Origin of the sequence: Citrobacter sp. RHBSTW-00570 (genome assembly GCF_013739755.1) — a bacterium.
GTDB classification, from domain to species: domain Bacteria; phylum Pseudomonadota; class Gammaproteobacteria; order Enterobacterales; family Enterobacteriaceae; genus Citrobacter; species Citrobacter braakii.
Map to the genome: position 1 here is coordinate 2620993 of NZ_CP056399.1, position 26807 is coordinate 2647799.

Genomic DNA, 26807 nt, shown 5'->3' on the forward strand with positions numbered 1-26807 from the left:
CATCACGGGCGGTGATTTTTATCAGACCCGTATTGTGTATAAACCAGGAGCCGGAATGTGTGGAGGAGGCAGTAATGATGCCGGGGGAGCCCCTCAGCTGACTGAATTCCGGATGCCTCCCGTCAGTACAACCGGACGCTGAGCAGAAACAGATGAATTGTTATCTTGATGCCAGAAAGGCCCATACCTGTTGTATGGTCTGTAGTTCCCGCGACAACAACCCTGATACGGTGAACTTAATGTTTTCAGAGCACCCGGATGGCTCTGTATGTGCGGACTACACGGCCAATCACAGGCATCAGGGGTATACGGGTCTTTTACATGGCGGAATGACGAGTACCCTGCTGGATGCAGCAATGACTCATTGTTTGTTCATGCAGGGTGTGCAAGCCCTGACGGCTGAACTGACGGTAAGATTCATTTCACCCGTTTGTACCGGAGACAAACTGATGGTATGTGCCAGACTGCTTGGGCAACGCAGGGGGATTTACCTGCTTGAAGCATGGCTGACAAAAGGACAGCAGACAGTGGCACGTGCCACGGCGAAATTCATTGTTCCGTCGCAGGATATTGCTCTGGCGCATCGCTAGTGTGACAGACGACAGGTGTACCTGGTTATTATAAAAATTTGAGGCGTGTTTTGCTCAGACCGGAAAGAATAATCGCATATCGTATATTCCACTGAAACCGTGTAAGAGGTAGTTATGAGTAAACAAATCATTGATATTGGTATTGCTGAATCATCCCGGGTGGAGATTGCAGACGGCCTGTCCCGGCTTCTTGCTGACACCTATACCCTGTATATAAAAACACATTACTATCACTGGAATGTAACTGGCCCCATGTTTAACAGCTTACATTTAATGTTTGAAAATCAATACAATGAGCTGGCCACTGCCGTTGATGATATCGCTGAACGTATACGCTCGCTCGGATGCTTCGCGCCCGGCACATATCATGAATTTTCACGTTTAACAGCGGTTAATGAAGATAAGGATATTCCGGCAGCAAAAAACATGATTGAAAATCTTGTCCAGGGCCAGGAGACCGTGGTTAAAACTGCACGCTCCCTGTTCCCGCTCGTTAATAATGCGAATGATGAAGCCACAGCAGATCTGCTTACACAACGTATCCAGTTACATGAGAAAACTGCCTGGATGTTGCGTAGCCTGCTTGAATAATGTCACCCCGTGGCAGCAGAAAAAACGGTTTGTCAGCCACAGGCTATTACTGACAGTGCAGAATCATCCGTGTTCCTGTGGCTGTTTTTTCTGACCGTCACAGTATTAAACACCATTGAATCAGTGGGTTAATCAGTGAATGCGTGAACGAGAAATACAGTCCGTGACGGGCATCATCGGCTGGTATATCCGGACCACTGTTGTTTTCCCGTTAAGGTATCGCAGGTTCCGGTCTGGCATTTCACAGCCTGAACAGGGTTAATGATGCATGGATAAAACGGTTTACGGGGAAAGCAGGATCATATTATTCGTTGTTATGGCTTCCTTTACCGGTGCCTGCCTGCGGGCAGTAGAGATCATATAAGGTATTTAACAACGTCATGATACGGTTATCCTCAATACGGTAATATACCATTTTACCTGCCCGTCGGGTCTCGACCAGCTTCAGGCGGCGCATTACACCCAGCTGCTGGGACAGGGTCGGCTGAGTGATACCGACCGCCGCTTCCAGCCCGGCCACATTCGCTTCCCCCAGGCTTAACTGACACATCAACAGCAACCGGTCGCTGTTGGCCAGTCCCCGTAAGACATCTGCTGCCCTCAGGGCCGCATTCTTCATATCTGTCTGACGTTTTGTGTCTTCATTCATGAGCATTGCTGATTTCTCATACTATGTGTTTTTATATAATATAATTTAGTATACTAACGGTATCGTAATTTTGCCATCGTGTTCGTCAGGTCTGCAGCGTCCTGCCGGCCCGGGGAAACGATTATATCTGGCAGGCATTTTTGCCCCGGGTGAACAGAGAGGATGTAATGAAAATAGTGATTGTTGGTGGTGTTGCCGGCGGGGCATCCGCTGCAGCCAGAGCTCGTCGGTTATCAGAGGATGTCAGTATTGTTGTGTTTGAACGGGGAAGCGATGTCTCTTTCGCCAACTGTGGATTACCTTATCATATAGGCGGAAAAATTCCTTTAAGGCAGTCACTGATTCTGAAAACCCCGGAGGATTTTAAATCCCGCTTTAACATAGACGTCCGTATCTGTCATGAAGTGACGTCAGTGGATCCGGTTAATAAAACGGTGACGGTTAAAAATCTGACCTCAGGGGAGGTCTATAGCGAAGAATGGGATCGTCTGCTCCTCAGTACCGGCGCCGCTCCGGTTGTCCCTCCTTTGCCCGGGCTACAGGAAGAGGGTGTCTTTACGCTGCGAAATCTTACTGACATGGATGCTATCCTGGGGTGGATTGAGCAACATCACGTAGCTCACACCACGCTTGTCGGGGGGGGATTTATCGGACTTGAAGTGATGGAGGCTCTGAGCGAACGGGGGATCAGTGTGACCCTGCTGGAGATGGGGGAACAGGTTATGGCTCCGGTTGATCCTGAAATGGCATCTGCCCTGCATCAGGAAATCCGGAGTCATGGCGTGGATCTGCGTCTCAGAACGGCGCTCACCGAGGTACTGCGGACAGAGACGGGATTCCGCGTTGCACTGTCTGAGGGTGGGTTTCTGCAGACCGACATGGTTATTCTCGCCATCGGGGTAAAACCTGAGAACAGCCTTGCCACAGGAGCCGGGCTCGCAGTGGGTAAACGGGGAGGCATAAGCGTCAATGCCTGTATGCAGACCAGTATCCCTGACATCTACGCCGTGGGGGATGCCGTTGAAACTCCAGACTTTGTCTTTCAGGAACCCGCTAATTTTCCTCTGGCAGGGCCCGCCAACCGCCAGGGACGCATTGCTGCTGATAACATGCTAGATCGTCACAGCCTTTACCATGGCAGTCAGGGGACATCCATTTGTAAGGTATTTTCGCTGAGTATTGGCAGCGTCGGTGCGAATGAAAAGCAGCTGAAAGTTCATGGCACCCGATACGAGAAGGTTTACGTCCATGCCGCTGATCATGCCGGTTACTACCCGGGGGCAACGATGATCAGTCTGAAACTGCTGTTCAGCCCCGATACCGGTAAAATTCTCGGGGCTCAGGCATCAGGGAAAAAAGGGGTTGATAAACGCATCGATGTCCTGTCTGTCGCACAGCGCGCGGGGCTTACCGTCAACGATCTCGAACATCTTGAGCTGACTTATGCTCCACCTTTTAACAGTGCAAGGGACGTCGTTAACCAGGCTGGTATGGTGGCGACAAATGTAATGAAAGGAGATACGGTCATATGTCATGTCAGCGATGTGTTACAACGGGAACCGGGCAGTTATTGTTTACTTGATATTCGCTCTCCTGCCGAACTGAAACAATTTGGCGAATATCCTGACGCGCTATCCATTCCACTGGATTCCCTGCGGGAGAATCTTGAAAAAGTGCCTAAAGATAAAGAGATTTTTATAGGGTGCCAGAGTGGCCTGCGCGGGCATGTGGCATACCGTATTCTTCAGGCCCACGGCTTCAGGACATATAATCTGAGTGGTGGCTTTATAACCTGGCAGGCGGTAACGGAGTCAATAAGTAAATAAGAGATGAGGTGCCATACACATGGCACCCTGAATCGCCACAGGTTTAACAGTGAAGTGGTCTGCTGAATTTGTTCACCTGAACAGAGGTGTGGACTGACCCCGCACCGTTATAAGGACAGTTATGAAAAAAATAACTTTTCAGATCAGGCATATAATGTCAGATTCATGGTCACTATAGGAATGGCAAGGACTGGATTTTCATTTTGCAGCCATCAGGCTGCTTAGTTCAGAGATAGGTCTGTGTAATGCGTAACTTCGTGACTCGATTGAGAGTATGGTTTCCGCCCCCACTCATCTTATTGCTGTTTTTCGTCACTGATGTGTTGACTGCAATCCCGCGTTTTACCTTCGACATCGTGAATATAGTGCTAAGCGTGTTGCTGACCGGTGTTTGTATTACCATGATACTGCACACCGCTTGGCAGATGAGCACGAACGGCACGACGCTTAATCCGCTTCATCCGGATAGAACCACCAAGCTGGTAACTGTCAGTTGTTACGCATGGAGTCGAAACCCTATTTACCTTGGAATGAGCGGGCTCCAGTTATCCGTTGCTCTCTGCTTTGGCAGCCTGGTGGGGATACTTGCTGTACCGTTGTTTATGTTTGTAGTAGCCAGATTACATATCCATGTTGAAGAGGTACAGCTTCGAAAACGTTTCGGGTTGGAATGGGAACGCTATACCCAACGGGTTCGTCGCTGGTTATAGCAACCCCGTGGTGTTGCAGGAGACAAATAACGTCGAAATCATAAAGAAAAGAATTCATCATCCTTGAGCTTTTATATCGTAATCGTAAACCAAGTGCCGTATGTAGCCATTGAGCCAGTGCTGGTACCTTAGGGAAGGTGCGAATAAGCAGGTCATTTCTTCCCAAGCTGACTCGCTGATTAAAATTTCGCGGATCTGGGCCGATTTTTTTCCCGCAAACACATCGAATCAGCCTATTTAGGCTATTTTTTCCACCATTTCTGGCGTTATTTCCGGTTTTTACTGAGATCTCTCCGTAAGCGTGCAGTGAGAACCGTATTGACGAAGTGAAGCTGGTCAGGCAGGCAGAGTAACCCGCCACGGGAGCAGAGCACCCACCCGGTTCACAGGCCAGTCGGCGATGACATCAAGTACATAATGCAGATAGCGTTCCGGATCCACGCCGTTTAATTTGCACGTCCCGATAAGACTGTACAGTGACGCACCGCGCTCACCACCATGATCCGAGCCGAAGAACAGCCAGTTTTTTCTCCCCAGACTGACCCGTCGTAGGGCGTTTTCGGCAATGTTATTATCCACCTCCACCCAGCCATCTTCTGCATAGCGGATCAGCGCCGGCCACTGGTTCAGCGCATACCCGAACGCCTTCGCCAGTTCTGAGTGCCTTGAGAGGGTTTTCTGTTTCTCCCGCAGCCACCCCTCCAGTGACGCCAGCAGCGGCAGCACTTTTTGGTGCCGGACTGCCTGCCGTTCCTCTGCTCTTTTACCTCTGATCTCCGACTCGATGGCATACAGCTCGCCGATCCGTTTCAGCGCCTCCTCCGTCAGGACTGACGGGGTACGGACGTGAACATCGTGGATTTTTCGGCGGGCATGGGCCCAGCACGCGGCTTCCTTTATATGGCCGTCGCGGTAGAGCTCGTTGAACCCGGCGTAGGCATCAGCCTGCAGTACGCCACTGAAGCCTGCAAGATGGGTCTGAGGGTGGATACCTTTTCTGTCCGGGCTGTAAGCGAACCACACTGCGGGGGCCAGCGCTGATCCGGCGTTGCGGTCGTCTCGAACGTACGTCCATAAGCGCCCGGTCTTCGTCTTCTTATTGCCCGGCAACAGCACCGGGACAGGCGTATCGTCAGCATGGAGTTTGCCGTCGGTCAGGACATAGTGCTGAAGGGCTTCATCCAGCGGTGCCAGCAGACGACAACACGCATCCACCCAGCCCGACAGTACAGAACGACTCAACACTACACCCTGGCGGGCATAGATCTCCGACTGGCGATACAGCGGTGTGTGCTCTGCATACTTTGAGGTCAGCACTCGGGCCAGCAGCCCCGGTCCGGCGATCCCCCGTTCGATGGGGCGCGAAGGAGCCGGGGCCTGAACGATGCGATCGCACCGACGGCAGGCATGCTTTTCACGGACTGTCCGGATAACCCGGAAGGCGCTGCGCATCAGCTCCAGCTGTTCGGCGGCATCCTCACCCAGGTAACTCAGCGAACCACCGCACTCCGGGCAACACGGCTCAGTCGGCAGCAGCCGCTTCTCATCCCGTGGGAGTGACTCAGGGAACGGTTTGCGGGTGCGGGTCTGACGCAGCGGGCGCTGCACTGCCGGGTCATCCACCCGGCCGGTCAGCGTATCGCTTTCCTGCTGCAGCAGGTTCAGGTCAGCTTCCATTTGCGCGATACGGCGGGATACCTTTTCGGAACGACTGCCGAAGTTCATCCGGCGCAGCTTATCCAGTTGCGCCTGCAGATGGTCTATTTCGCGTTCCCGGTTGCTCAGCTTTTCCTGCAGGGCGTGGATCAACGCTTCCTGTTCGGCCAGGCGCTGTTTCAGCAGAAGGATGTCGTCAGAAGAGGTATCGTTCATAAGCCTGTATTTTACCAGGCTTATTCTGCGACAACCAGGATAAAGAGCGCTACAACATGGTCAGGGATGTCAGTAACCGCTTTGGCTGTCGCCAGTCGATACCTTCCATCAGCATCGCCAGTTGCGCCGGCGTCAGGAACACTTTGCCATCGCGGGCTGAGGGCCAGGCGAAGCGACCACGTTCCAGTCGCTTTGTCAGCAGGCACAGACCATCGCCGGTGGACCAGAGCAGTTTTACCTGACTGCCGCTGCGTCCCCGGAAGATGAAGACGTGGCCGGACATCGGGTCATCTTTCAGCGCGGTCTGCACCTTTGCGGCGAGGCCATTGAAGCCGTTGCGCATATCGGTGATACCGGCAACCAGCCAGATTTTTGTGCCTGCGGGAAGATTTATCATACCGGCCCCCGCATCAGTTCGCGCAGGACAGTGCTCATGAGTTCAGCAGAGGGATGAGTCAGTGTTATTTCTCCTCCCCGACATTTTATGTGGCAGGTAGCGGGAGGAGAGCAGGATGGTAGTTCGAAGGTTGGGAGAGAAGAGCCCGCCTGAAGCTGCACGGGTATCAGGGCAGGAAGCGACGATGAGTTTTTTCGGGGCCGACAGACCCGCCCTTCACGCTGCCAGAGCCTTATCCATTTAAAGAGCAGGTTATCATTGACGTCATGTTTCCGGGCCAGTGCGGCAATACTGCCTTCTTCTTCAAGAGCCAGCCTGACCAGTTCCATTTTGAATTCAGGGGAATAGTGTTTCCGGGGAAGTCTTTCTTTAGCGCGCATGAGGTGTCCACCTGCAAAATAAGTGGGTGCTTAAGTTACAGGATCCTGGATTCGGGACCAGACGGTACTCAGACGACGCTTACATCTCTCCCACTGACGTATCATTTGGTCCACCCGAAACAGGTTGGCCAGGGTGAATAACATCGCCAGTTGGTTATCGTTTTTCAGCAGCCCCTTGTATCTGGCTTTCACGAAGCCGAACTGCCGCTTGATGATGCGAAACGGGTGCTCCACCCTGGCACGGATGCTGGCTTTCATGTATTCGATGTTGATGGCCGTTTTGTTCTTGCGCGGATGCTGCTTCAAGGTTTTTACCTTGCCGGGACGCTCGGCGATCAGCCAGTCCACATCCACCTCGGCCAGCTCCTCGCGCTGTGGCGCTCCTTGGTAGCCGGCATCGGCTGAGACAAATTGCTCCTCTCCATGAAGCAGATTACCCGGCTGATTGAGGTCATGCTCGTTGGCCGCGGTGGTGACCAGGCTGTGGGTCAGGCCACTCTTGGCATCGACACCAATGTGGGCCTTCATGCCAAAGTGCCACTGATTGCCTTTCTTGGTCTGATGCATCTCCGGATCGCGTTGCTGCTCTTTGTTCTTGGTAGAGCTGGGTGCCTCAATGATGGTGGCATCCACCAAAGTGCCTTGGGTCATCATGACGCCTGCTTCGGCCAGCCAGCGATTGATGGTCTTGAACAATTGACGGGCCAGTTGATGCTGCTCGAGCAGGTGGCGGAAATTCATGATGGTGGTGCGATCCGGCAGGGCGCTATCCAGGGATAATCGGGCAAACAGGCGCATGGAGGCGATTTCGTACAGGGCATCTTCCATGGCACCGTCGCTCAGGTTGTACCAATGCTGCATGCAGTGAATACGCAGCATGGTCTCCAGCGGATAGGGCCGTCGGCCATTGCCCGCCTTGGGATAAAACGGCTCGATGACAGCGGTCATATTCTGCCATGGCAGAATCTGCTCCATGCGGGAGAGGAAAATCTCTTTTCGGGTCTGACGGCGCTTAGTGCTGAATTCACTATCGGCGAAGGTGAGTTGATGGCTCATGATGTCCCTCTGGGATGCGCTCCGGATGAATATGATGATCTCATATCAGGAACTTGTTCGCACCTTCCTTAATCAATACCGCGTCACAGCCTGCCGATCCTTCATTACAGGTCTTCATTCCTGCCGGTGGCAATCTTCTTTCGCCCGGCGATGGATGGTTTGAACCCGTGGTGGAAATCGGTGATGAAGTACAAGCAGGTGATCTGGCTGGATGGCTTCACCGCCTCTCAGAACCAGAAGCCATACCGCAGGCTATACATTTTAAGGTCAAGGGACGGGTCTATTCTCAGCGCACTTTTGGTGCTACGTCTCAGGGCAACAGTCTTGCGGTTTTGGTACAAAACCTGTCGAATAAGGAACGCTCATGAATCAGGATATCACCCTGTCGGACTATCAGGCTTCTCTGGATCGAGTACGACCGTGGGTGCGCAAAACGCCGCTTGTTGAAACGGCACCCTGGCAGCCCGTGCCGGGAATTGAGCTCAGACTGAAAGCTGAATGTTGTCAGGTAACCGGCTCGTTTAAAGCCCGAGGTGCATTTAACCGTGTCCTCAATCTCCCACTCTCAGTTCGTCAGCAGGGGTTAGCCACTGCGTCAGGGGGAAATTTCGGTGCGGCAGTCGCTTACGTAGGGCAGCAACTCAGCATACCCGCAGATGTCTTTGTGATGAATACCAGCACGGATCTGACGCGAAAGCGTATTGAAAGTTACGGAGCAAAACTGACTGTCGAAGGCGACTTCTGGGATCAAAGCTGGGATGCTGCCGGCGTTCGAGTAAAGGAAACGGGGGGCGCATTACTTCACCCCTATGCTGACAGAGATGTCGTCATTGGTCAGGGAACCATCGTGCTGGAAATTCTGGAGCAATGGCCAGAGGTTGACACACTGGTCGTTTCAATCGGCGGTGGCGGACTTATCGCTGGGGTGGCACAGGCAGCCAAGCTGCTTAAACCTGACATTCGTATCATTGGTGTTGAAGCAGCGGGATGCCCGATGATGTGGACCAGCCGTCAGCAGCAAAAAATCGTAAAACTGGAGAATGTAAAAACGATTGTTCCCATCCTTGCGGCACGTTCAACAGAAGCGATTAATTTTGCATTGACGGAGCAGTATGTAGACGAGATTGTCCTCGTCCCTGAAGACCAGGTAGAAGCGTCAGCACGGGAAGTATGGGCGTCGACAGGGCTGGCAATTGAATTGGGCGCGGCTACGGCTGTTGCGGCCGTAACAAGAAGATGCTTCGTCACAAACCCCGATGAGAAAATCGCTGTTGTTTTGTGTGGGAGTGGGACTAACGGTATGTGATCCGGGTCGTTAACGGATAAGACAGTTTTCTCATCTGTAGCGTAACAGGCGGTGTTGTAGGCAGGATGCCATACCGCCTTGGCGATGCGCATATGCAGTAACGGCCTCTCCATTTCAATACGTTGTAGCTTTTTATTTAACTCACGTACTCCACTCACCAAAAGCAACGTGATTGCGAATGCAACGCAGCCTAGTTGTGAATGCAATGTCACTTATTGTTAAAAAAGATCATTCTTTTTGTGTGGTTGATCACGGTTCTTTATGAGGTATCCCTTACACTGCCAGCAGATGTTCAGCCTGCGCTTTTGCTATTTTCGCCATGGCATCATTCTATTTTGCTGTGATGAAGCTGTTTCCATGACCAGGATTCAGGAGCCTAAATGGACATTCTTATAGCCATTATGACGAAATAGGGGAAAACGATGTCAACATATTATTTTTTGCCCACACGGAATGTCTTTGGTGAGGGAAGTGTGCAAGAAGCCGGTGTTCTTGCGAAAACATTAAATGTCAAAAAAATACTGATTGTGACGGATGCATTTCTCGCCAAAAGTGGTATGGCAGATAAAGTGGCGGCGATTTATCAGCAGGTAGGCATTGGGGTACATATATTTGGCGGCGCAGAACCTAACCCAACCGATAGAAATGTGGAAGAGGGGATTAAATCCTATCGTGAGAATGAGTGTAATGCCATTGTGTCTCTCGGCGGTGGTTCTTCTCATGACTGTGCGAAAGGGATTGGTTTGATCGCTGCCAACGGAGGGAGTATCCGTGATTTTGAAGGTATTGATAAATCAATCAACAACATGATCCCACTGATGGCCATTAATACCACCGCAGGCACCGCGTCTGAAATTACGCGCTTCTGTATTATTACCGATACCGAACGCAAGGTGAAAATGGCGATTGTTGATTGGCGCGTGACGCCACAAATCTCCATTAATGACCCCGAGTTGATGGTGGGTATGCCGCCGTCGCTTACTGCGGCGACAGGTATGGATGCATTAACCCATGCGATAGAAGCCTATGTTTCCACCATGGCGAATCCGTTGACAGATGCGGCGGCATTAAAAGCCATTAAAATGATCACGCAATATTTGCCGAAAGCAGTTGCTAACGGTGAATATATGAAGGCCAGAGATAATATGGCCTATGCGCAATATCTGGCCGGTATTGCCTTCAATAATGCGTCGTTAGGTTATGTGCACGCGATGGCGCACCAATTAGGCGGCTTTTATAATTTACCGCATGGCGTATGTAATGCCATTCTGCTGCCGTATGTAGAATCATTTAATTTAATTGGCAACTTAAATCGGTTCAGGGATATCGCTGAAGCAATGGGGGAAAATGTCGCGGGTCTATCGACAGATGAAGCGGCGCTCAAAGCGATTAGCGCTATCCAGCGTTTGGGTAAACAAGTCGGGATCCCGAAAGATCTCAAGAGCCTGGGCGTTAAACCGGAAGACTTTGCTGTGATGGCTGAAAATGCGAAGAAAGATGTGTGCCAACTGACGAATCCACGAAAAGCGACGAAAGAGCAGGTTATCGAACTCTATCGTCAGGCGTATGAAGGTGAGGCGATTGTGTAATCTGCCGCCATAACGTCGATTAGTGTGAGATGATGGTTGCAACAGGGGCATTTTGCCCCTGAGGTTGCTGACAAGGTGCAGCGCGCGGCGATAATGGATGGCTCTTATGTTGTGTAAGAGTTCAGTTCATAAACCATATGGTACATATTTCATTGCTTTGAAAGATATTTTTAATAGAAAGATGAAATCACTTCAAGAGTACTTCATGAACTAACAGGAAATGCACCTCTTATGAGTATTTCCTGACAGCTTAATCTTGGACCATTCCCAATGTAATAAAAGGTTGTAAAATGCGTTTTAGCGTCACTGGGGTAGGGTGTATTGATATCACGGGGAGCAGGTCAATCCAGTACCAAGCCGCGCGTTAGTGTTTGTTTCATCAACCAGTCCACCACATTACGGGAAAAAAGAGTCCTATTCCCCTCAGGAAAAATCCACTTCGAACGATGCGGCTTTGACGTGCCTGAAGACGCACCTTAAGGTATTATCTGCACCAAATTTTCTACGATGAATACAACACATCGTATGGTTTTCTTCATACCAGGATGATTCATGAACGACAAAATCAGTCAGGACACGATCAACAAAGCCCTGTGGGCCGCGTGCGATACGTTCCGTGGTACCATCAGTGCTGATACTTACAAAGACTTTATCCTTACCATGCTGTTCCTCAAGTACATTTCGGATGTCTGGCAGGATCACTATGACGAATACAAAGAACAGTATGGCGATGCGCCGGAGCTGATTGAAGCGATGATGGCTAACGAGCGTTTTGTGCTGCCGAAAAGTGCCAGCTTTTATACTCTTTACGAGCGTCGCTATGAGCCGGGAAACGGCGAGCGTATTGATCAGGCACTACACGCTATTGAAGAAGCCAACGGCACCAAACTGAAAGATGCCGGGAAAAGCGTCTTTCAGGATATTTCGTTTAACACTGACCGCTTGGGTGAAGAAAAACAGAAGAACACCATCCTGCGTCAGCTGCTGGAAGACTTTGCCGGTGAAGATCTTAACCTGAAGCCAAGCCGTGTAGGTACGCTGGACGTTATCGGTAATGCCTACGAATATCTGATTAAAAACTTTGCCGCCAGCGGTGGGCAGAAAGCCGGGGAATTTTATACCCCGCCGGAAGTCTCGGACCTGATTGCTGAACTACTTGATCCACAACCGGGTGATACCATCTGCGATCCGGCCTGTGGTTCTGGTTCGTTGTTAATGAAGTGCGGGCGTAAGATTGTATCCGGGCATGACAGCCGTAACTATGCTTTGTTCGGTCAGGAAGCGATTGGCTCCACGTGGTCGCTGGCGAAAATGAACATGTTCCTGCATGGCGAGGACAACCATAAAATCGAGTGGGGCGATACCATTCGTAACCCGAAGCTGCTCGATAAAAATGGCGATCTGATGCTGTTTGATATCGTGACCGCTAACCCGCCGTTTAGTCTGGATAAGTGGGGCCATGATGAGGCCGAGAACGATAAGTTTGGTCGCTTCCGTCGTGGTGTACCGCCGAAGACCAAAGGCGATTACGCCTTTATCTCACATATGATAGAAACCCTGAAACCGGGAACGGGTCGTATGGGGGTGGTCGTGCCACACGGTGTGCTGTTCCGTGGCTCCAGCGAAGGTAAGATTCGCCAGAAACTGATTGATGAAAATCTGCTGGATGCGGTGATTGGTTTGCCTGAAAAACTGTTCTACGGTACGGGGATTCCGGCCGCGATTCTGATTTTTAAGAAGCAGAAAGTGGATGACAAGGTGCTGTTTATCGATGCCAGCCGTGAATATAAGGCGGGCAAAAACCAGAACCAGCTCAGCGCAGAAAATATCCAGAAGATCGTTAACACCTATCGTGAAGGCGATAACGTCGAGAAATATGCCTATCTCGCCAGCCTGAAGGAGATTCAGGATAACGATTACAACCTCAATATTCCGCGCTATGTCGATACTTTTGAAGAAGAAGACGAGATTGATTTGCTGGCCGTGCGTTCTGAGCGTGAGCAATTGAAGGTGGAACTGGCGAAACTGGAAACGGAGATGGCGGGTTATCTGAAGGAGTTGGGTTATGGTGCCTAAGGGGTGGATGCTTCTCCAAGTGTCAGATATCTGTAAGTTACAAAATGGTAATAGTTTTAAGCCACATGAGTGGGATACAAAAGGTCTTCCTATCATTCGAATTCAAAATCTAAATGGAAGCGGTAATTATAACTATTTTTCAGGTGTTCCTCAGGATAAATGGTTAGTTGAACCAGGGCAGTTACTATTTTCTTGGGCAGGTACAAAAGGTGTATCCTTCGGTCCTTTCATTTGGAATGGGCCAAAAGGTGTTTTGAATCAGCATATCTACAAGGTATTTGCAAATGAAAATGTTCATGAACACTGGCTGTATTTAGCTTTATTGCATATAACTCAAAAAATTGAAGCGCAGGCTCATGGTTTCAAATCAACATTATTACATGTTCAAAAAAAAGACATTGATAATCAATTTGTGCTTACCCCGCCTGTTGCTGAACAAAAGAAAATATCCCAAATCCTGTCAACCTGGAATAAGGCGATTTCGGTGACGGAAAAGCTTCTCGCCAACAGCCAGCAGCAGAAAAAAGCCCTGATTCAGCAATTGCTTACCGGGAAGAAACGGTTGCTGGATGAGAATGGGGTGAGGTTTAGTGGGGAGTGGTGTACGTGCACTTTGTCTGAAGTAGCACATATTATTATGGGATCATCACCTAAATCCGAAGCCTACAACGATAATGGCTTAGGTTTGCCATTAATACAGGGTAATGCCGATATAAAGTGCCGAGTTTCATGTCCCAGAGTTTATACGTCTGACATTACGAAAGAATGTACTCCTGGAGATATTCTTCTAAGTGTCAGGGCACCTGTAGGTACTGTTGCACTTTCTCAACATAAAGCATGTATAGGGCGTGGTATATCGGCTATAAAATCCAAGAGAAAAATGAGTCAATCATTTCTTTATCAATGGTTTCTTTGGTTTGAACCAAAATGGTGTTACCTATCACAAGGTAGCACATTTGAATCAATTAATAGTGATGATATAAAGACATTAAAATTATCAGTGCCCAATTTTGAAGAACAACAAAAAATTGCCGCCGTTCTGTCCGCTGCCGACACCGAAATCTCCACACTTGAGAAAAAACTCGCCTGCCTGAAAAACGAGAAGAAAGCCTTGATGCAGCAACTGCTGACCGGGAAACGTCGGGTGAAAGTGGATGAGGCGGTTGCCGTATGAAACTGACGAAAAGCGGTCCACTGACTGACCGGGAAATCGACTGGCTGGAAGAAATATTAATGAAGTATGGAATGGATGATTCTGTACTCTGTTTCTCTGAGCTGGATGGATTGCTGACGGCGATTTTATCAGGTCCAAATATGGTTTCACCCAATATCTGGCTGAGTGCTATTTGGGGAAGAGGCGATTATCATCCGAAATGGTCATCTGAGAGAGAGATGGAGCGTTTTGTCAGTCTGTGTTTTCAGCATATGAACGATATCGCTGGTTGCCTTTATGACGCCCCTGAACTGTTTGAGCCGATTTTCAATGAGCGTGAGGTAAAGGGGGAAAAATATACCATTGTGGAAGAGTGGTGTTTTGGTTATATGAAAGGAAAGTCACTGGATGACTGGTCTGGTCTTCCCGGTGAGTTACGGCCTTCTCTGGAAGTGATCGCTCTTCATGGCGTGGAGAAGAATTTTCCTGTACTTGAGAAAATGACCGGAGAGCAGTTTGAGAAAAGTATTTCCCTTATTCAGCCTGCTGCACTGGCACTTTATCAGTACTGGTTGTCAGTGAGAATGTCAGAGGCATCATCCCGGCCTGTTCCAGTGAAGAGGGCAGAAAACATGCCCGGGCGAAATGACCCGTGTCCGTGTGGCAGCGGTAAAAAATTTAAGAAGTGCTGTCTGCATTGATGAATCTTCATGTGACCAGTAGCGAGTAGCGCCAGAAAGAAAAGGATTAATGATGAACCAGACGTACACGCCAAAATTCCAGGAAGAATACAGCGCCAAAATTCCGGCACTGACGTTACTGACCAGCCTCGGCTGGACGTTTTTATCCCCGAAACAGATTATGGATTACCGGGGCTATAAACAGGATGAGGTGGTGCTGCGTCCGGTTCTGCGTGAAGAGCTTTCGAAGCGTTCCTTTATGGCGGGTGGCAAAATCTGCCAGTTATCGGAAAAGGCGCTGGATAACCTGATATCGCAGGTCTGTTCTCCGGCGCTGAATGAAGGACTGCTGAAAGCCAATGAGCGGATGTATAACCATCTGCTCTACGGTATCGCCGTCACGGAGTTTGTCGATGGCAAGAAGGTGAACCCCACCATTGCGCTGATTGACTGGGAACATCCGGAAAATAACCAGTTTCACTTTACCGAAGAATTTACGGTATTGCGGTCAGGCGGTGTCGAAACCCGCAGACCGGATATTGTCTGCTTTGTGAATGGTATCCCGCTGGCAGTCATTGAAGCGAAAAGCCCGGCAGGTCACGGTAAGAAAGGGCCAACCATTGACGAAGGGATATCTCAGAGTATCCGCAACCAGTTCAACGATGAAATCCCGCAGCTGTTTGCCTATAGCCAGCTATTGCTTTCGATTAACGGGCATGACGGTCGCTACGGTACCTGCCATACGCCAATGAAATTCTGGGCGGCATGGCGGGAAGAAGATATTACGGATGCGCAGATGTATGCTCTGCGCAACCATCCGTTATCGACTGAACAGATTCATGCGTTATTTGATCATCGTCCGTCAGCCGATCTCAACTGGTATCAGCAGTTAATCGCCGGGGGTGAACTGGCCGTTAGTGGACAGGACAAACTGCTCATCAGTCTGCTTTCGCCGGAACGTCTGCTGGAGATGACGCGCTTTTTCACCCTGTTTGATAAAAAGACCGGGAAGATTGTCGCCCGCTATCAGCAGGTGTTCGGCATTAAAAGACTACTGGAACGCATCAGTACCCGTAGATCAGACGGCGGCAGGGAAGGTGGTGTCATCTGGCATACCACGGGTTCCGGTAAATCTTATACCATGGTGTTCCTCAGTAAGGCGCTGATTCTTCATGACAGCCTGAAGCAGTGTCGTATTGTGGTGGTGACGGACCGTATCGATCTTGAAGAACAGCTCAGCGGTACCTTTGCTTCCGGCGGCGAGTTGGTCGGGAAAAAAGACAAAGCCAATGCAATGGCGACATCCGGGCAGATGTTGGCGGAACAGATTGGCTCCGGTAAAGAACGTATTATCTTCACCCTGATCCAGAAATTTAATTCAGCGACAAAACTTCCTGAATGCGTCAATACCAGCCCCGACATCATCGTACTGATTGATGAAGGACACCGCAGCCAGGGTGGCGAAAACCATGTGCGTATGAAACTGGCCCTGCCGAATGCTGCTTTTGTGGCATTTACCGGTACACCTTTGCTGAAAGAAGATAAGACCACCAATAAATTCGGGCCGATTGTCCACGCTTATACCATGCAGCGAGCGGTAGAAGATCAGGCGGTGACGCCTCTGCTTTACGAGGAACGTATTCCTGATCTTGAGGTAAACGACCGGGCAATAGATGCATGGTTTGATCGTATTACCGATGGGTTAAGCGAAGCGCAAAAAGCCGACCTTAAGCGTAAATATGCCCGTAAGGGTGAGGTTTATAGTGCAGATGACCGCATCCGGCTGATTGCATTAGATATCGCCATGCACTTCTCGAAGAATATTGATGAGGGGCTGAAAGGCCAACTTGCCTGCGACAGCAAGATTTCCGCCATCAAATATAAAAAGTATCTTGATGAAGCCGGGTTGTTTGAGTCAGCTGTCGTTATCAGCCCGCCGGATACCCGGGAAGGGAACACCGAGGTGGATGAAAGCAAACTGCCGGAAGTGACGAAATGGTGAAAGGATAATGTCGGCACGCAGGATGAGTCTGTGTATACCCGTAATATCATTAGCCGCTTCGATACCGATGATAAGCTTAAATTGTTGATCGTCGTTGATAAATTGCTCACCGGGTTTGATGAACCGAAGAATACCGTGCTGTATATCGACAAACCTCTTAAGTCCCATAATCTTATCCAGGCGATTGCCCGGGTGAACCGACTGCATCCACTGAAAAAGTTTGGTCTGCTGATTGATTATCGCGGCATTTTGGCTGAACTGGACACGACTATCGGTAAATATCAGGATCTTGCCTCCCGAACTCAGGGAGGATATGACATCAAGGATATTGATGGGCTGTACAGCGCCATGAGCTCTGAATACAAGCGTCTGCCGCATCTGTATAACCAGTTGTGGGCCATATTTGCCGGTGTTAAAAACAAGAATGATACTGAGCAGTTACGTGCAGTTCTGGTGCCTAAAATGGAAGAACGTGACGGAGAGATGGTCGATATCCATCAGAAAACCCGTGATGATTTCTTCGAGGTGTTAACGGCCTTTGCCGGATGCCTGAAAGTAGCGCTGCAGTCCGCCACCTTCTTCACCGACAAGAGCTTTACGGAACAAGACCGAAATATCTATAAAGAAACCGTAAAACAGATGTCCAGCCTGCGCCAGTGGGCGATGCAGGTCAGTGGTGAGCAGGTCAATTATGACGACTACGCTGAACAGGTGAAAAAACTGCTGAATAAGCATGTTACTGGTGTCGCGGTTCGTGAACCGGATGGCGTATATGAAGTGGGCAAGATGGGTAAAACTGAAAAGCCGGAAGAGTGGGATAACAACAAAACCCGCAATGAGACCGACATCATTAAAACCCGCGTCACGAAGATGATTGAACATGAACTGTGCGACGATCCCTATGCTCAGGAGGCATTCTCAAAACTCCTGCGTATGGTTATTGAAGAGACTGAAAAACTGTTCGACCATCCGCTGAAGCAATATCTCCTTTTCCGCGAGTTTGAGGCGCAGGTGGAAGCCCGCAAACTCAGCGACATCCCGGATGCGCTGGCCGTAAACAAACATGCGCAGGCATACTACGGAGTATTTAAAAAAGAGCTACCTGAGGTTTTCGCGGTAAACGATGATCAGGTTCAGCATAAATGGACGAAGCTGGCTTTCGAAGTGGACACTATTATTGTCAAAGCGGTTGCGGAAAATTCCCTCAATCCTCAGGATATCGAGAAAGCCGTTAAGACAAGCCTGTTGCCGCGACTGTTTACTGCCTGTCGAGAGATCGGTGCTGGAATGAACCAGGTAAACCGTATCGTTGAAACCATCATACAGATCCTGCGCGTTGGTTTGATGAAATCATGAGTGAGAAAAAGTCACTATCTATGAATGCTGTACGTTTTGTTTATGGTGATGAAACCATCGTGGTTCAGTGTGTACCACGGCAGGTTGTTAAAGGCAGGATACTTATCAAGGTTCATCCGGACTGCCGGGTAGTCGCATCTGTACCACCCGGAACGCCGGAGCTGGATGTGATATCTGCGCTGAAAAAGCGAGGGCGCTGGATATACCAGCAACTACGCGACTTCAGGGAGCAACAAACGCATATCGTTCCGCGTCAGTATGTGAGTGGCGAAAGCCATTACTATCTTGGCAAACAATACCAGTTGAAAGTAACAGAAGATGCTGCTGTTACGCAAAAAGTGAAAATGTTGCGGGGCCGTCTGGAAGTCACCGTCAGACACAAATCCGCTGAACGCGTTAAGGCGGTGCTGGTTGAGTGGTATCGGGAACGCGCCAGAGATGTGTTTCAACGCAGACTGGATTTACTGATACCGCAAACCTTATGGGTAAGTGAGCGTCCTCCGATACGTTTACGAGCCATGCAGACGCAATGGGGAAACTGTTCTGCAAAAGGCTGCCTGACACTTAACCCGTGGCTGGTAAAGGCTTCCTCGGAATGCATCGACTATGTATTGCTCCATGAGTTATGCCATGTCGCTGAGCACAATCACAGCGAGAAATTTTACCGGCTGATGGGGCAGGTTATGCCGGGTTGGGAAAAGGTAAAAAAACGCCTGGACGGGATAGCCGGGATGCTGTTGGCTGATATGTAGTTATTCAGGACGGGTCACCGATAATAAAAAAGCCCTTTACCGAATGTTTGCTTTGCTTCATCCCGAGCGGAATTTTACAAACCTATAACCAACTATCATTTCGGTAACTAATAAACAGAGAGTACTGAACTTCATTAAGGAGTTGCATCCGGGACTGGCTGACATTATATTTATATACGTCTAGCATATAGGGGTGTCGCTGTTAATCTCATTTTAATGAGGCTTGTCAGTGCATGAAGGGAGAGGGCGGGCTCGGCTTTGCCCTCTCTTTTTCATGACTCCATTTATCTTCAAATACTTGTTAAAATTCATTGCGTTACTGCAAGAGATTGATTAATAATTCCAATTAATGTATTTATTTTTTCATTTATCTTGATGTGTTTTTTCTCTTGTTCAAGAGAAAGCTTCCTGAATTCATTTTCCCTGCTCGGCACAGCAACTATCAATTCTTCATAAATCTCCTTTGCTCCTGATACTTTCGCCAACTCACTGCTGTATTTTTCAATAAGAGACTTTATTTGGATATTTACATTTCTGTGTTCATGGTTGGTAGCACTTGAAACAAGTTGACAGGAAGACTTTGGGGTTGCCTCAATTAATTCCACGCATTCTGTTGCGATATTAAATTCTGATGTGACTGAGTATAAATATTGATACACGCCTGTTTTTCTTACTTTGTTTAATAATCCTTTTCTAACCAGGGATTGAATTTGGTTATAAGCAAAAGCTTTTGCCTTTAAATAATTTTTCGGAAGTGAAAATCGCTCGATAAGAATTTTTGCTACTTCGTTACTGGTGAAGTTATCTTTGCCAATTAAGATGATTGCAGAAAATATGTACGACTCAGGGTTGGTTACTCGACTATTCATATGACAAAACAAGGCTGTTAACTTAGGATTGCTAAGTATACAACAATGACAGATACTTAGACAATCTAAGCATTCGAGGCCAATGAAGATGAATCAGTGTCTGAAAAAAATCCAATACCAGAACGACTTAAGGAAGCGAGATGCAGGGCGGGTTTATCACAGCGCTCTCTGGGTCTCCTTGTTGGCTTTGATCCCGCATCGGCTAGCAGTCGTATGAATCATTATGAGAAAGGACGCCATGTCCCCGATATTGATACGCTTCGACGAATGGCGGCAGAGTTAAACGTACCGTTGAACTATTTTTTTTGTGATGATCAGACAACAGCAGAACTTGCATTACTCATCTCCCGAATGACAGAGGAAGAGCGAAGTAACCTTATCGAAGCACTCAAAACGTCTTCAGGTGTAAAACATGGTGGTAACAACTGATGTTCTACAAAAGGCTATTGATCTTTTAGAAGGTAATAAAGTGCAGCATTAAACTGGTGTAAAGAGCCAAATCGCCATTAGAATGGAAGACTCCCTTCGACATAAAGGACATAGAAGAGGGAGTATTGATAATTAGCGCGCTAATTTTACGAATAGAGTAGGGCGTTTACTCATTAGCTCATTCTTGAATTTCTTTTGCGCTCAGCAAGTTCTCGAATGAGATCGTCTGCAAGCATGTCCTCAACTTTGATAGGAGTTGCGTTGTCGATATACTCAATGATGTCGGCGAGCGCCAGTACATTTCGTTCATATTTAGCTTTCAATGCTATAATTTCAGCATCAAGACGATTTGCCTTACTTATATAAGCAGCGCCGGTTCGCCCCATAGCCAATTTAGCCTTTTCATCTGTTGTCAACTCTCGTTTACCATCTTCATAGTTGTTATGCTGGCGAAGCCTGTAATTATTGATGATAATTTTTCGAGAGGTGAGGGTACTAATGCCACCTTTAACTATTCCTTTGGCTTTAAGACGGGCATGTAACGTGGATGGCTGAATTGGGGATTTTTCCAGTCCCTCTTGCACCATGGCTTGTAGCTCGGCTTTGATGTAAGCATCAAGTTCCTTACCCTGAATGACTTTATCGTCTGCATTGCGACTGCGTGGGGTCTTAGCCATTATTATTTCTCTCTATACGTTTCTGTTCAATAAAGAAAAGATCAGCTAGGGTTTTTGGGGTTTTGCCAATTAGCATTTGTTTATTAATTCGCTCAATAACTTTATATAATGGGTTGTTCAGATCATCAGAAAACAGGGAAACCAGTTTTTTCTCGCCTTGAACCTTTATAGCATCAGCTTCAAGAGCCTCGAGCACGATGAGAGCTTCTTCCTGTTCTTTTAAAGCCAGCATGAAGCCTGGATTCACTATAGTCAACTTACGGAGTTGAATGATTTCTTTTCGCTTGTTTGATAAACGTCGTGATGCTTCTTCCGCTTCGCCAAGACGACCTGTAAGAGTGAAGTAGCCACAAGGTAGACCAGACTGACACTTAAGCGCATGAGGACAACCCCAGCGAGCTACATCTCTCGTACAGGCTCCAAATCCAAGAGGATGCAGTTTTGCATGGCGTTGAAGCAGTGATTTCGCCTTATCAGCCAAATTTTGTTGTACTAACTTGTCATGTGCACGTTTTAGTTCAGGCAGAAACTTATCGGACATTGTGCCAGTTATATAGTCCACAACCTCAGCAGTTGTTTCACCAAAAGTCTGCATGTTCTGCTTCAGATTATGCTCGGTATTGAGCTCAGGATTTATCATTAGTGAGGTTGTTAATTTAACGTTTCCAACACCTGTGTTTTTTACCGTCTTGGAAGACCGTGATAGAGCTGCCATTCTGCGGCTAACCTCAGTTCTGGGGGAGGGTAGGTTGACCGGAATGCAGGGCTTCTGCTGCGTAGTAAAGAGTGATAGCTGGAAACTCTTCGTGAGAGCTTGATTGTTCTCATCATAAGCCTTTTCCAGCATATTGATTGCTAGAGAAGCGGTCTGATAGGACTGTGATTCGGCCTGATGCTGATAGTGTTTATTCTGGGTGATATCAACACGCCCCATTAGGATGGCCTGAATATGATCCGTCACTCCAGCGATTGCCAAGAATGTATTTATGTTATGTCTCGGTACATGCTTTTTGATAATGACACGGGACCCATCATCTTCAAAAAGATTAAAGTGATCAAAGATAGATTTTCGGTTTTGTGTTCCGCCTAACCAAGCTTCTATTGAGTTTTCATCAAGTGGGAAAATATGTTGCAATGAAACAAAATCTTTACCAATTCCAAATGCACCTTCCGGCATGATGAACATCAGGTCTTCATAATTGAAGTGTTCCCAGTCACCATTGTTTTTGGCTGAAATTATGCACTGGTGCCCAGGCTCAAAGTTTTTTGCTTGAGCGTAACGCTGATAGACATAATCATTCAACTGTTCTTTAGTGAAGTACCAGCTGTTCTTCTGTTTATGAACGGGTATTACCTTAGGTTTATGTCCGCTAAAGTTCGCAATGGAATTCCGAATACTCTTTCCAAGATCATTCCTGGAGCCACCAGAACCACTAAACATGATGTCTTCAAGATAATTTTGCTCAATCCATTCATCAGGAAAATCAGCGATCTTACCTGGGAGCATATTAGTGAAATTAGAATCTCTGAAGCCCTGAATCGTTTTACGGAACCCAGAGGTCAATTCTCGAACAGATTTATAAATCATCTCAACGACAGAATAAGTGCTTGGCGCCAGCCAATGGATCCGCCATCCAGCCTTTTTTGCACCAAGATACTCAATACCCAACCTGTAAGTAGGCCAGTCTTGATCTATTGCGTGCTGACGTTTATCTTTATCCGTAATTTCTCGCTTAACCAAAGAAGTCATTTTCAGCAACATTATTTCCTGGAAACGGAAACCGCAAATAATTGTGAGTAACAACATATTGTAAAAGATACGCTGATAACTATTCTCAGCTAAAGCGATCAACTCAATAACACACATAAATGCACGGATTGATATGAGTCTTTCATCATCAGTTTGATCAGGGGTGGCTTCTTGCGCTTTCTTCCTTTCTTTAGTGCTGTTAGAACCATTTCGATAAGGATACTTATTTTTGACTTCAATATTAACTAAGAAAAGATCATATTGACGTAGTAAAGCAATGGCCTTTACTGCAATATCGCAATAGTCACTGACATTATCAGGACTGTCAGAATTCTCATGATGCCGCTCCATCGCTGCATGAATAATATCGGAAGTCAGATACATTGGATGCGTTTGACCTGTTTTATTTACCATTTCCCAATACCAGCGCTTCATGACCTGTAATGGTTTGTCTAGTGTAGAACCTGATGGTAATCCGCCAATGATACACACCAGATGCATGTGATAAGCTCGCATAAAATCCTGAAATTCCGAAGAAATATTCATTTGTGAGAGCCCCTTAATACGACTAGAAACTTCGTCCCACTTAAAGCCGCGATCTTTTGTTTCTTTAAGCCATGCAACACCTTTCTCACCAAAACGCCAGGAACCGGCATTCCACTCCAGTTGTCCAACAGCATTGTAGGCAACAAGACGCTCTTCAAATTTTGCTTTATATTTCTCTATATAAATAAGAAGATTATCCGCCTGTTTATTACGTATTGTTATTTGTGTAGTCATCGATTAAATAGTCCTCCGGCCTTTGCCATTTCAATGCGAGCCATAACCTGATTTACATGCTCTTTCCGCCGCACTAATTCCTTGAGAAGTGGATGATTTAAAATGCCAGCATCATCGGCAACATCACGAACATTTTGGATTTCATCATTCAGCGAAAGAAATACTTTTTTGTGGTTTCCATCTATAAATGGTTTGAAATACAGGCAACCGTAACATCCACGACCCTGTGCAAAGGGGCAAATGTCTTCTTCATAATTACATCCACCGAGATGGTAATGAAGTTGCCCACCAATTGACCCTGCAACATTGCGACCTTCCCATTCGCTGCTGTGAACTAAATTCCCAGTCAACATGAGTGCCATCATGTTCTTAAACACAGGGTTGCGACCCAAAGCTGCCTCACGAATATCAGCCAGCTCAGGGGTGGCTGCAATGTATCGATCTGCAACAACATAAGAGGATTGTCCCAATATATAAGCTATCTCAGGAGCACTGGCACCACTCATTGCCATTGAGTGACCAACGTTGTGACGAAAGAGGCTTGCGGTATATACAGGTAGTTGATAATCATCGTTTTTTACTGCCTCCTGAATCTCTTGTGGTGAAAATCTGAAAAGCATTTTCTTTAATGACGCTTCCACCATCTTCATTGAAGATACTATGATGGAAAACATCGGGTCGGTATCACCAATTCCAACTAGGTACTTATACAGTAAGATTAACTTTCCAAGTTCTTCCGGAATTGCAACTCGAACTCGATCGATAGTTAGTTTTGACTTTTTGGCATATGGCACAAGTACTGAATAACGCATCCCGTACTTATTCTCGGTATCAACGATAAAATCGCCTCCGGAAAGTTTACCGATCTGTACAGGTCTGGCCCCAATGTAATAAACTATGCCAATAATAATGCAGTCCCGTAATGTATCAATTTTAATGGTTTTCCTTACAGTTTCCAGATGAATGTTTTTATTTTCTTCAACATCAATTTTTGGACATAGCTTAGATGCCCAACGTTGAATGCCATTTTCTATCATTAGGCATACTTCTTCTGGTATAACGAGGTCTAGGTTTTGGTAGCGAGCCCAGTTATTGTTCCTAGGGCGTGGCACTTCCAGCAATAGATCTTCCAGCTCATCACTGTCATCCTTACTTTCGAAGAATCCATTACGATCAAGTTTTCGTAATGCATAGAGGGTGTAATAGAACTGACTGCTGTCTGAGTGATTTCGCTCAGTCTTCGCAACTAGCATTTGCATTTTTTCAATAAGGCTTTCGCGAGTGATAACCTCAATTTGTTTGAAAGTTGTTGCGACAAACTGAGCAAATTTATCAGCAACACTTGCCGAGTTCTCATTAATGTACGCGATCGTTAAGTATTTCAAGAGCTTGAGTGAAACTGGTGATAAATCACAAAAGTATTTACCAGTAGAGAATAATATAGCCAAATTATTACCTGAGAATCTGTAACGCCAATCATCATGTAGATATAAATATCGGTCATCAAATTCTGTTGCACTTATTAAAAACAATCGTTTAGGGAGCTGAATATTTTCAATCCATTCAAGCTGTTCTTTTGTAAAGTGAAGGGGATGGGTTTTAAAAAAACCACCCCCGGTGATACCGCTCTCAGTTGAATAGATCTTTGAATGTGAAGTCTTCGTCATAAACATTATCTTCTAGCAAGTTGGAGGTTTTTCTTTGCGAAATGTTTGTTTCTGGGGAAGCTAAATGCATATCTGAATGTTTCGTACGCTTATAGTTGCTCTGGTTACTCACCACTTCAATAAACCGCTTGGCATATCTTAATGGAACTTTACTGGTCAGTGACCAGCCGCCTAAAGCACGAAGTTGTTCAATAGCTGGTTCAAGTACTCCATTCATCCTTGCTCGAATACCATAGTCTTGCGCCAGTATTAGTGATTCACTCAGGAGACTATTGTAAATAAACTCAAGAGTGATATTAGCCCAAGTATGCCGCCCAACGTGTGGTGTTATATTAACCATATTATTAATATTTTTATTACTTTTCGTACGATAATGAGGGAATAGGGCAATGAATGCCGGATCAATTTTTTCCTTATAAAATGTTCGAATTGCATCGTAAGTTAATGGAGTTAACCTACCTGAGCCTTTAATAAAAACAAACTCATGGTCAACAATTTTTTTCTCTTCAAATAATGGGGACCGATATTGCTCCATATAAATGGTAAACATAATGAAGTCATCTTCGGTTAGTTCGATTTGTCGCTGTGAATGCTCAGTCTTGAGTGAAGGTTGTTGTTTCCTTGGGTCAACTACATCATCTGGTAGATTTTGTACAATCAGGATGAAACGAATGTTACCTCGTGAGTCTGGAAGGGTTGGCCCCACGCAATCCTTCATCAACAATTGAACTTCACCAACACGTAAGCCATAGTTAAACATTAACCGGTGAATAAGGTAGTTACGGTATTGTTGAAATCCTGAATCGAATGGGTTTTGGGGATTAACCACGGCCGTGAATAGTTCGCCGGTCTCGATATCTGAAAATTCAGGAGTGGAGGGGATTAACATGTTCGTTAGTTCGATACTTTGCTGGCTGGTGATACTTTTGTATCGGTGAGCTGGTTCGTTCCTGGATACTTCAACTCTATTGAAGACCTTAATTCTGGCAGCGAGATCTCTATGGTTCGCCTGGTTAATCTGGTGAGCTTCAGTAGGTGACATATCTTGGTATGCCAGATTCATATATCTATAGTTGAGATACTTAAGGAATCGGCCAACGTTTCTGACGTGGTTACCATAGGTGGACTTGTTGGTTCTGGAGAGTGCCGAATGTAAAAACCCGTTAGAGATTATGTCGGTCTCGTCACTCAGGTGCTGCTTCCCGAGCAGATAAGTAAAGAAGCCATCAAGCTCCCTGATAAAACAGGAGATATTGTAGCCAGACCGATAGAAATCGTAGTCAAATGTTTGTTTATGCTTCTTATAGTAATAGACGTAAAAGAAACGCAGCGAACACAAAATGTTTTCTTGAGTCCCTAGGCTTTTCTTGCTCAGTTCATTCATTCCATAAATTGTGGCGAACATGACCGGTAGGGTAGTCACATCATCAACTATGAGATGAGTTCTCTGGTTGTTCCTCGATAAATGTAAGATGGTATATGCCATGAACTTAGCGGATGCCCCGTAATTTTTGTGTTATGAAGTCATCGTAAGTCCACAACTAAACTTTGGCAACTGACTGATTCATCGGTAAGTTCCTGAAAGAGAGGGACTCATGAACTTAAGAGCAAACCCACCATATTTAACATAATATACATTATGCGCACCAA

General features: G+C 47.1%; 21 protein-coding genes and 1 pseudogene. 13 read left to right on the plus strand and 9 right to left on the minus strand.

All coding sequences use genetic code 11. The features are described from left to right. The first annotated feature begins 329 nt into the window (after positions 1-329). Together HV237_RS26035 and HV237_RS12460 are read left to right on the plus strand one after the other, a co-directional pair. A complete protein-coding gene (locus HV237_RS26035; protein WP_017901299.1) occupies positions 330-590 on the plus strand; it encodes a hotdog domain-containing protein in 261 nt (86 codons plus the stop codon). Between the two features lie 114 nt (positions 591-704). Beyond that, on the plus strand, positions 705-1181 hold the full coding sequence (locus tag HV237_RS12460; protein ID WP_000043177.1) for a Dps family protein: 477 nt from the start codon (positions 705-707) through the stop codon (positions 1179-1181). Positions 1182-1485: 304 nt separating this feature from the next. Here HV237_RS12460 and HV237_RS12465 read toward each other — a convergent pair whose 3' ends face one another. Then, on the minus strand, positions 1486-1836 hold the full coding sequence (locus HV237_RS12465; protein ID WP_000928911.1) for a metalloregulator ArsR/SmtB family transcription factor: 351 nt from the start codon (positions 1834-1836) through the stop codon (positions 1486-1488). 161 nt (positions 1837-1997) lie between these two features. Between HV237_RS12465 and HV237_RS12470 the strand changes: the two genes are divergently transcribed. Beyond that, the gene (locus HV237_RS12470; RefSeq protein WP_000706606.1) at positions 1998-3656 is read left to right on the plus strand and encodes an FAD-dependent oxidoreductase; all 1659 of its coding nucleotides are present in this window, start codon (positions 1998-2000) and stop codon (positions 3654-3656) included. A 245-nt stretch (positions 3657-3901) separates the two neighbouring features. Next, positions 3902-4366, plus strand: coding sequence for an isoprenylcysteine carboxylmethyltransferase family protein (locus HV237_RS12475; RefSeq protein ID WP_181541556.1), 465 nt, complete (start codon positions 3902-3904; stop codon positions 4364-4366). Between the two features lie 336 nt (positions 4367-4702). Here the strand turns inward: HV237_RS12475 and HV237_RS12480 are convergent, their stop codons facing one another. The 3 genes from HV237_RS12480 to HV237_RS12495 all read right to left on the minus strand — a co-directional run bounded on the left by HV237_RS12480 (position 4703) and on the right by HV237_RS12495 (position 8071). Continuing rightward, positions 4703-6238: an IS66 family transposase gene (locus HV237_RS12480; protein WP_001000409.1), complete on the minus strand. Its 1536-nt coding sequence runs from the start codon at positions 6236-6238 to the stop codon at positions 4703-4705. Between the two features lie 49 nt (positions 6239-6287). Beyond that, the gene (gene tnpB / locus HV237_RS12485) at positions 6288-6635 is read right to left on the minus strand and encodes an IS66 family insertion sequence element accessory protein TnpB (protein WP_000609174.1); all 348 of its coding nucleotides are present in this window, start codon (positions 6633-6635) and stop codon (positions 6288-6290) included. Between the two features lie 410 nt (positions 6636-7045). Further along, on the minus strand, positions 7046-8071 hold the full coding sequence (locus HV237_RS12495) for an IS5-like element ISKpn26 family transposase (protein WP_181541557.1): 1026 nt from the start codon (positions 8069-8071) through the stop codon (positions 7046-7048). A gap of 53 nt (positions 8072-8124) precedes the next feature. On the opposite strand from HV237_RS12495, the gene HV237_RS12500 reads away from it, so the two are divergent. From HV237_RS12500 to HV237_RS12535, 8 genes and pseudogenes are all read left to right on the plus strand, one after another. Beyond that, complete coding sequence (locus HV237_RS12500; protein WP_044351355.1) at positions 8125-8439, plus strand: succinylglutamate desuccinylase/aspartoacylase family protein; 315 nt, start codon at positions 8125-8127, stop codon at positions 8437-8439. Then, positions 8436-9377 carry a pyridoxal-phosphate dependent enzyme gene (locus tag HV237_RS12505; RefSeq protein ID WP_044351353.1) on the plus strand — a complete coding sequence of 314 codons (942 nt, stop codon included), beginning with the start codon at positions 8436-8438 and terminating at the stop codon, positions 9375-9377. The genes HV237_RS12500 and HV237_RS12505 overlap by 4 nt, the downstream gene beginning before the upstream one ends. A 422-nt stretch (positions 9378-9799) precedes the next feature. Next, positions 9800-10966, plus strand: coding sequence for an iron-containing alcohol dehydrogenase (locus tag HV237_RS12510; RefSeq protein WP_024223630.1), 1167 nt, complete (start codon positions 9800-9802; stop codon positions 10964-10966). 552 nt (positions 10967-11518) lie between these two features. After that, positions 11519-13042, plus strand: a complete 1524-nt coding sequence (locus HV237_RS12515) for a type I restriction-modification system subunit M (RefSeq protein WP_000998254.1) — start codon at positions 11519-11521, stop codon at positions 13040-13042. Then, positions 13032-14216 (plus strand): restriction endonuclease subunit S, encoded by a 1185-nt coding sequence (locus HV237_RS12520; RefSeq protein ID WP_000248952.1) that lies wholly within the window; start codon positions 13032-13034, stop codon positions 14214-14216. Before HV237_RS12515 ends, HV237_RS12520 begins: the two co-directional genes overlap by 11 nt. Continuing rightward, positions 14213-14896 carry a YecA family protein gene (locus HV237_RS12525; RefSeq protein WP_000779017.1) on the plus strand — a complete coding sequence of 228 codons (684 nt, stop codon included), beginning with the start codon at positions 14213-14215 and terminating at the stop codon, positions 14894-14896. Before HV237_RS12520 ends, HV237_RS12525 begins: the two co-directional genes overlap by 4 nt. 52 nt (positions 14897-14948) lie before the next feature. Continuing rightward, a pseudogene (locus HV237_RS12530) lies at positions 14949-18233 on the plus strand (type I restriction endonuclease subunit R). After that, the gene (locus tag HV237_RS12535) at positions 18230-18985 is read left to right on the plus strand and encodes a SprT family zinc-dependent metalloprotease (RefSeq protein ID WP_001291050.1); all 756 of its coding nucleotides are present in this window, start codon (positions 18230-18232) and stop codon (positions 18983-18985) included. Before HV237_RS12530 ends, HV237_RS12535 begins: the two are co-directional and overlap by 4 nt. Positions 18986-19293: 308 nt before the next feature. Here HV237_RS12535 and HV237_RS12540 read toward each other — a convergent pair whose 3' ends face one another. After that, the gene (locus tag HV237_RS12540; RefSeq protein ID WP_001088752.1) at positions 19294-19854 is read right to left on the minus strand and encodes a hypothetical protein; all 561 of its coding nucleotides are present in this window, start codon (positions 19852-19854) and stop codon (positions 19294-19296) included. A 96-nt stretch (positions 19855-19950) separates the two neighbouring features. Between HV237_RS12540 and HV237_RS12545 the strand changes: the two genes are divergently transcribed. Next, positions 19951-20283, plus strand: a complete 333-nt coding sequence (locus tag HV237_RS12545) for a helix-turn-helix transcriptional regulator (protein WP_001542728.1) — start codon at positions 19951-19953, stop codon at positions 20281-20283. Positions 20284-20456: 173 nt separating this feature from the next. Here the strand turns inward: HV237_RS12545 and HV237_RS12550 are convergent, their stop codons facing one another. From HV237_RS12550 to HV237_RS12565, 4 genes are read right to left on the minus strand one after another with little or no spacing between them, the layout of a single operon-like run. Then, positions 20457-20960 carry a hypothetical protein gene (locus HV237_RS12550; protein WP_001140767.1) on the minus strand — a complete coding sequence of 168 codons (504 nt, stop codon included), beginning with the start codon at positions 20958-20960 and terminating at the stop codon, positions 20457-20459. Next, positions 20953-23490: a hypothetical protein gene (locus HV237_RS12555; RefSeq protein WP_000211440.1), complete on the minus strand. Its 2538-nt coding sequence runs from the start codon at positions 23488-23490 to the stop codon at positions 20953-20955. The genes HV237_RS12550 and HV237_RS12555 overlap by 8 nt, the downstream gene beginning before the upstream one ends. Then, positions 23487-25157: an integrase gene (locus HV237_RS12560; protein ID WP_000169430.1), complete on the minus strand. Its 1671-nt coding sequence runs from the start codon at positions 25155-25157 to the stop codon at positions 23487-23489. Before HV237_RS12560 ends, HV237_RS12555 begins: the two co-directional genes overlap by 4 nt. After that, positions 25120-26541 carry a site-specific integrase gene (locus tag HV237_RS12565; protein WP_223438329.1) on the minus strand — a complete coding sequence of 474 codons (1422 nt, stop codon included), beginning with the start codon at positions 26539-26541 and terminating at the stop codon, positions 25120-25122. The genes HV237_RS12560 and HV237_RS12565 overlap by 38 nt, the downstream gene beginning before the upstream one ends. Positions 26542-26807 lie beyond the last annotated feature (266 nt).

Excerpts from the sequence above, each read along its gene's own strand:
- HV237_RS26035 (WP_017901299.1), top strand. The coding sequence starts at position 330 with ATGACGAGTACCCTGCTGGATGCAGCAATGACTCATTGTTTGTTCATG.
- HV237_RS12460 (WP_000043177.1), top strand. The coding sequence starts at position 705 with ATGAGTAAACAAATCATTGATATTGGTATTGCTGAATCATCCCGGGTG.
- HV237_RS12465 (WP_000928911.1), bottom strand. The coding sequence starts at position 1,836 with ATGCTCATGAATGAAGACACAAAACGTCAGACAGATATGAAGAATGCG.
- HV237_RS12470 (WP_000706606.1), top strand. The coding sequence starts at position 1,998 with ATGAAAATAGTGATTGTTGGTGGTGTTGCCGGCGGGGCATCCGCTGCA.
- HV237_RS12475 (WP_181541556.1), top strand. The coding sequence starts at position 3,902 with ATGCGTAACTTCGTGACTCGATTGAGAGTATGGTTTCCGCCCCCACTC.
- HV237_RS12480 (WP_001000409.1), bottom strand. The coding sequence starts at position 6,238 with ATGAACGATACCTCTTCTGACGACATCCTTCTGCTGAAACAGCGCCTG.
- tnpB (WP_000609174.1), bottom strand. The coding sequence starts at position 6,635 with ATGATAAATCTTCCCGCAGGCACAAAAATCTGGCTGGTTGCCGGTATC.
- HV237_RS12495 (WP_181541557.1), bottom strand. The coding sequence starts at position 8,071 with ATGAGCCATCAACTCACCTTCGCCGATAGTGAATTCAGCACTAAGCGC.
- HV237_RS12505 (WP_044351353.1), top strand. The coding sequence starts at position 8,436 with ATGAATCAGGATATCACCCTGTCGGACTATCAGGCTTCTCTGGATCGA.
- HV237_RS12510 (WP_024223630.1), top strand. The coding sequence starts at position 9,800 with ATGTCAACATATTATTTTTTGCCCACACGGAATGTCTTTGGTGAGGGA.
- HV237_RS12515 (WP_000998254.1), top strand. The coding sequence starts at position 11,519 with ATGAACGACAAAATCAGTCAGGACACGATCAACAAAGCCCTGTGGGCC.
- HV237_RS12520 (WP_000248952.1), top strand. The coding sequence starts at position 13,032 with ATGGTGCCTAAGGGGTGGATGCTTCTCCAAGTGTCAGATATCTGTAAG.
- HV237_RS12525 (WP_000779017.1), top strand. The coding sequence starts at position 14,213 with ATGAAACTGACGAAAAGCGGTCCACTGACTGACCGGGAAATCGACTGG.
- HV237_RS12535 (WP_001291050.1), top strand. The coding sequence starts at position 18,230 with ATGAGTGAGAAAAAGTCACTATCTATGAATGCTGTACGTTTTGTTTAT.
- HV237_RS12540 (WP_001088752.1), bottom strand. The coding sequence starts at position 19,854 with ATGAATAGTCGAGTAACCAACCCTGAGTCGTACATATTTTCTGCAATC.
- HV237_RS12550 (WP_001140767.1), bottom strand. The coding sequence starts at position 20,960 with ATGGCTAAGACCCCACGCAGTCGCAATGCAGACGATAAAGTCATTCAG.
- HV237_RS12555 (WP_000211440.1), bottom strand. The coding sequence starts at position 23,490 with ATGACTACACAAATAACAATACGTAATAAACAGGCGGATAATCTTCTT.
- HV237_RS12560 (WP_000169430.1), bottom strand. The coding sequence starts at position 25,157 with ATGACGAAGACTTCACATTCAAAGATCTATTCAACTGAGAGCGGTATC.
- HV237_RS12565 (WP_223438329.1), bottom strand. The coding sequence starts at position 26,541 with ATGAATGAACTGAGCAAGAAAAGCCTAGGGACTCAAGAAAACATTTTG.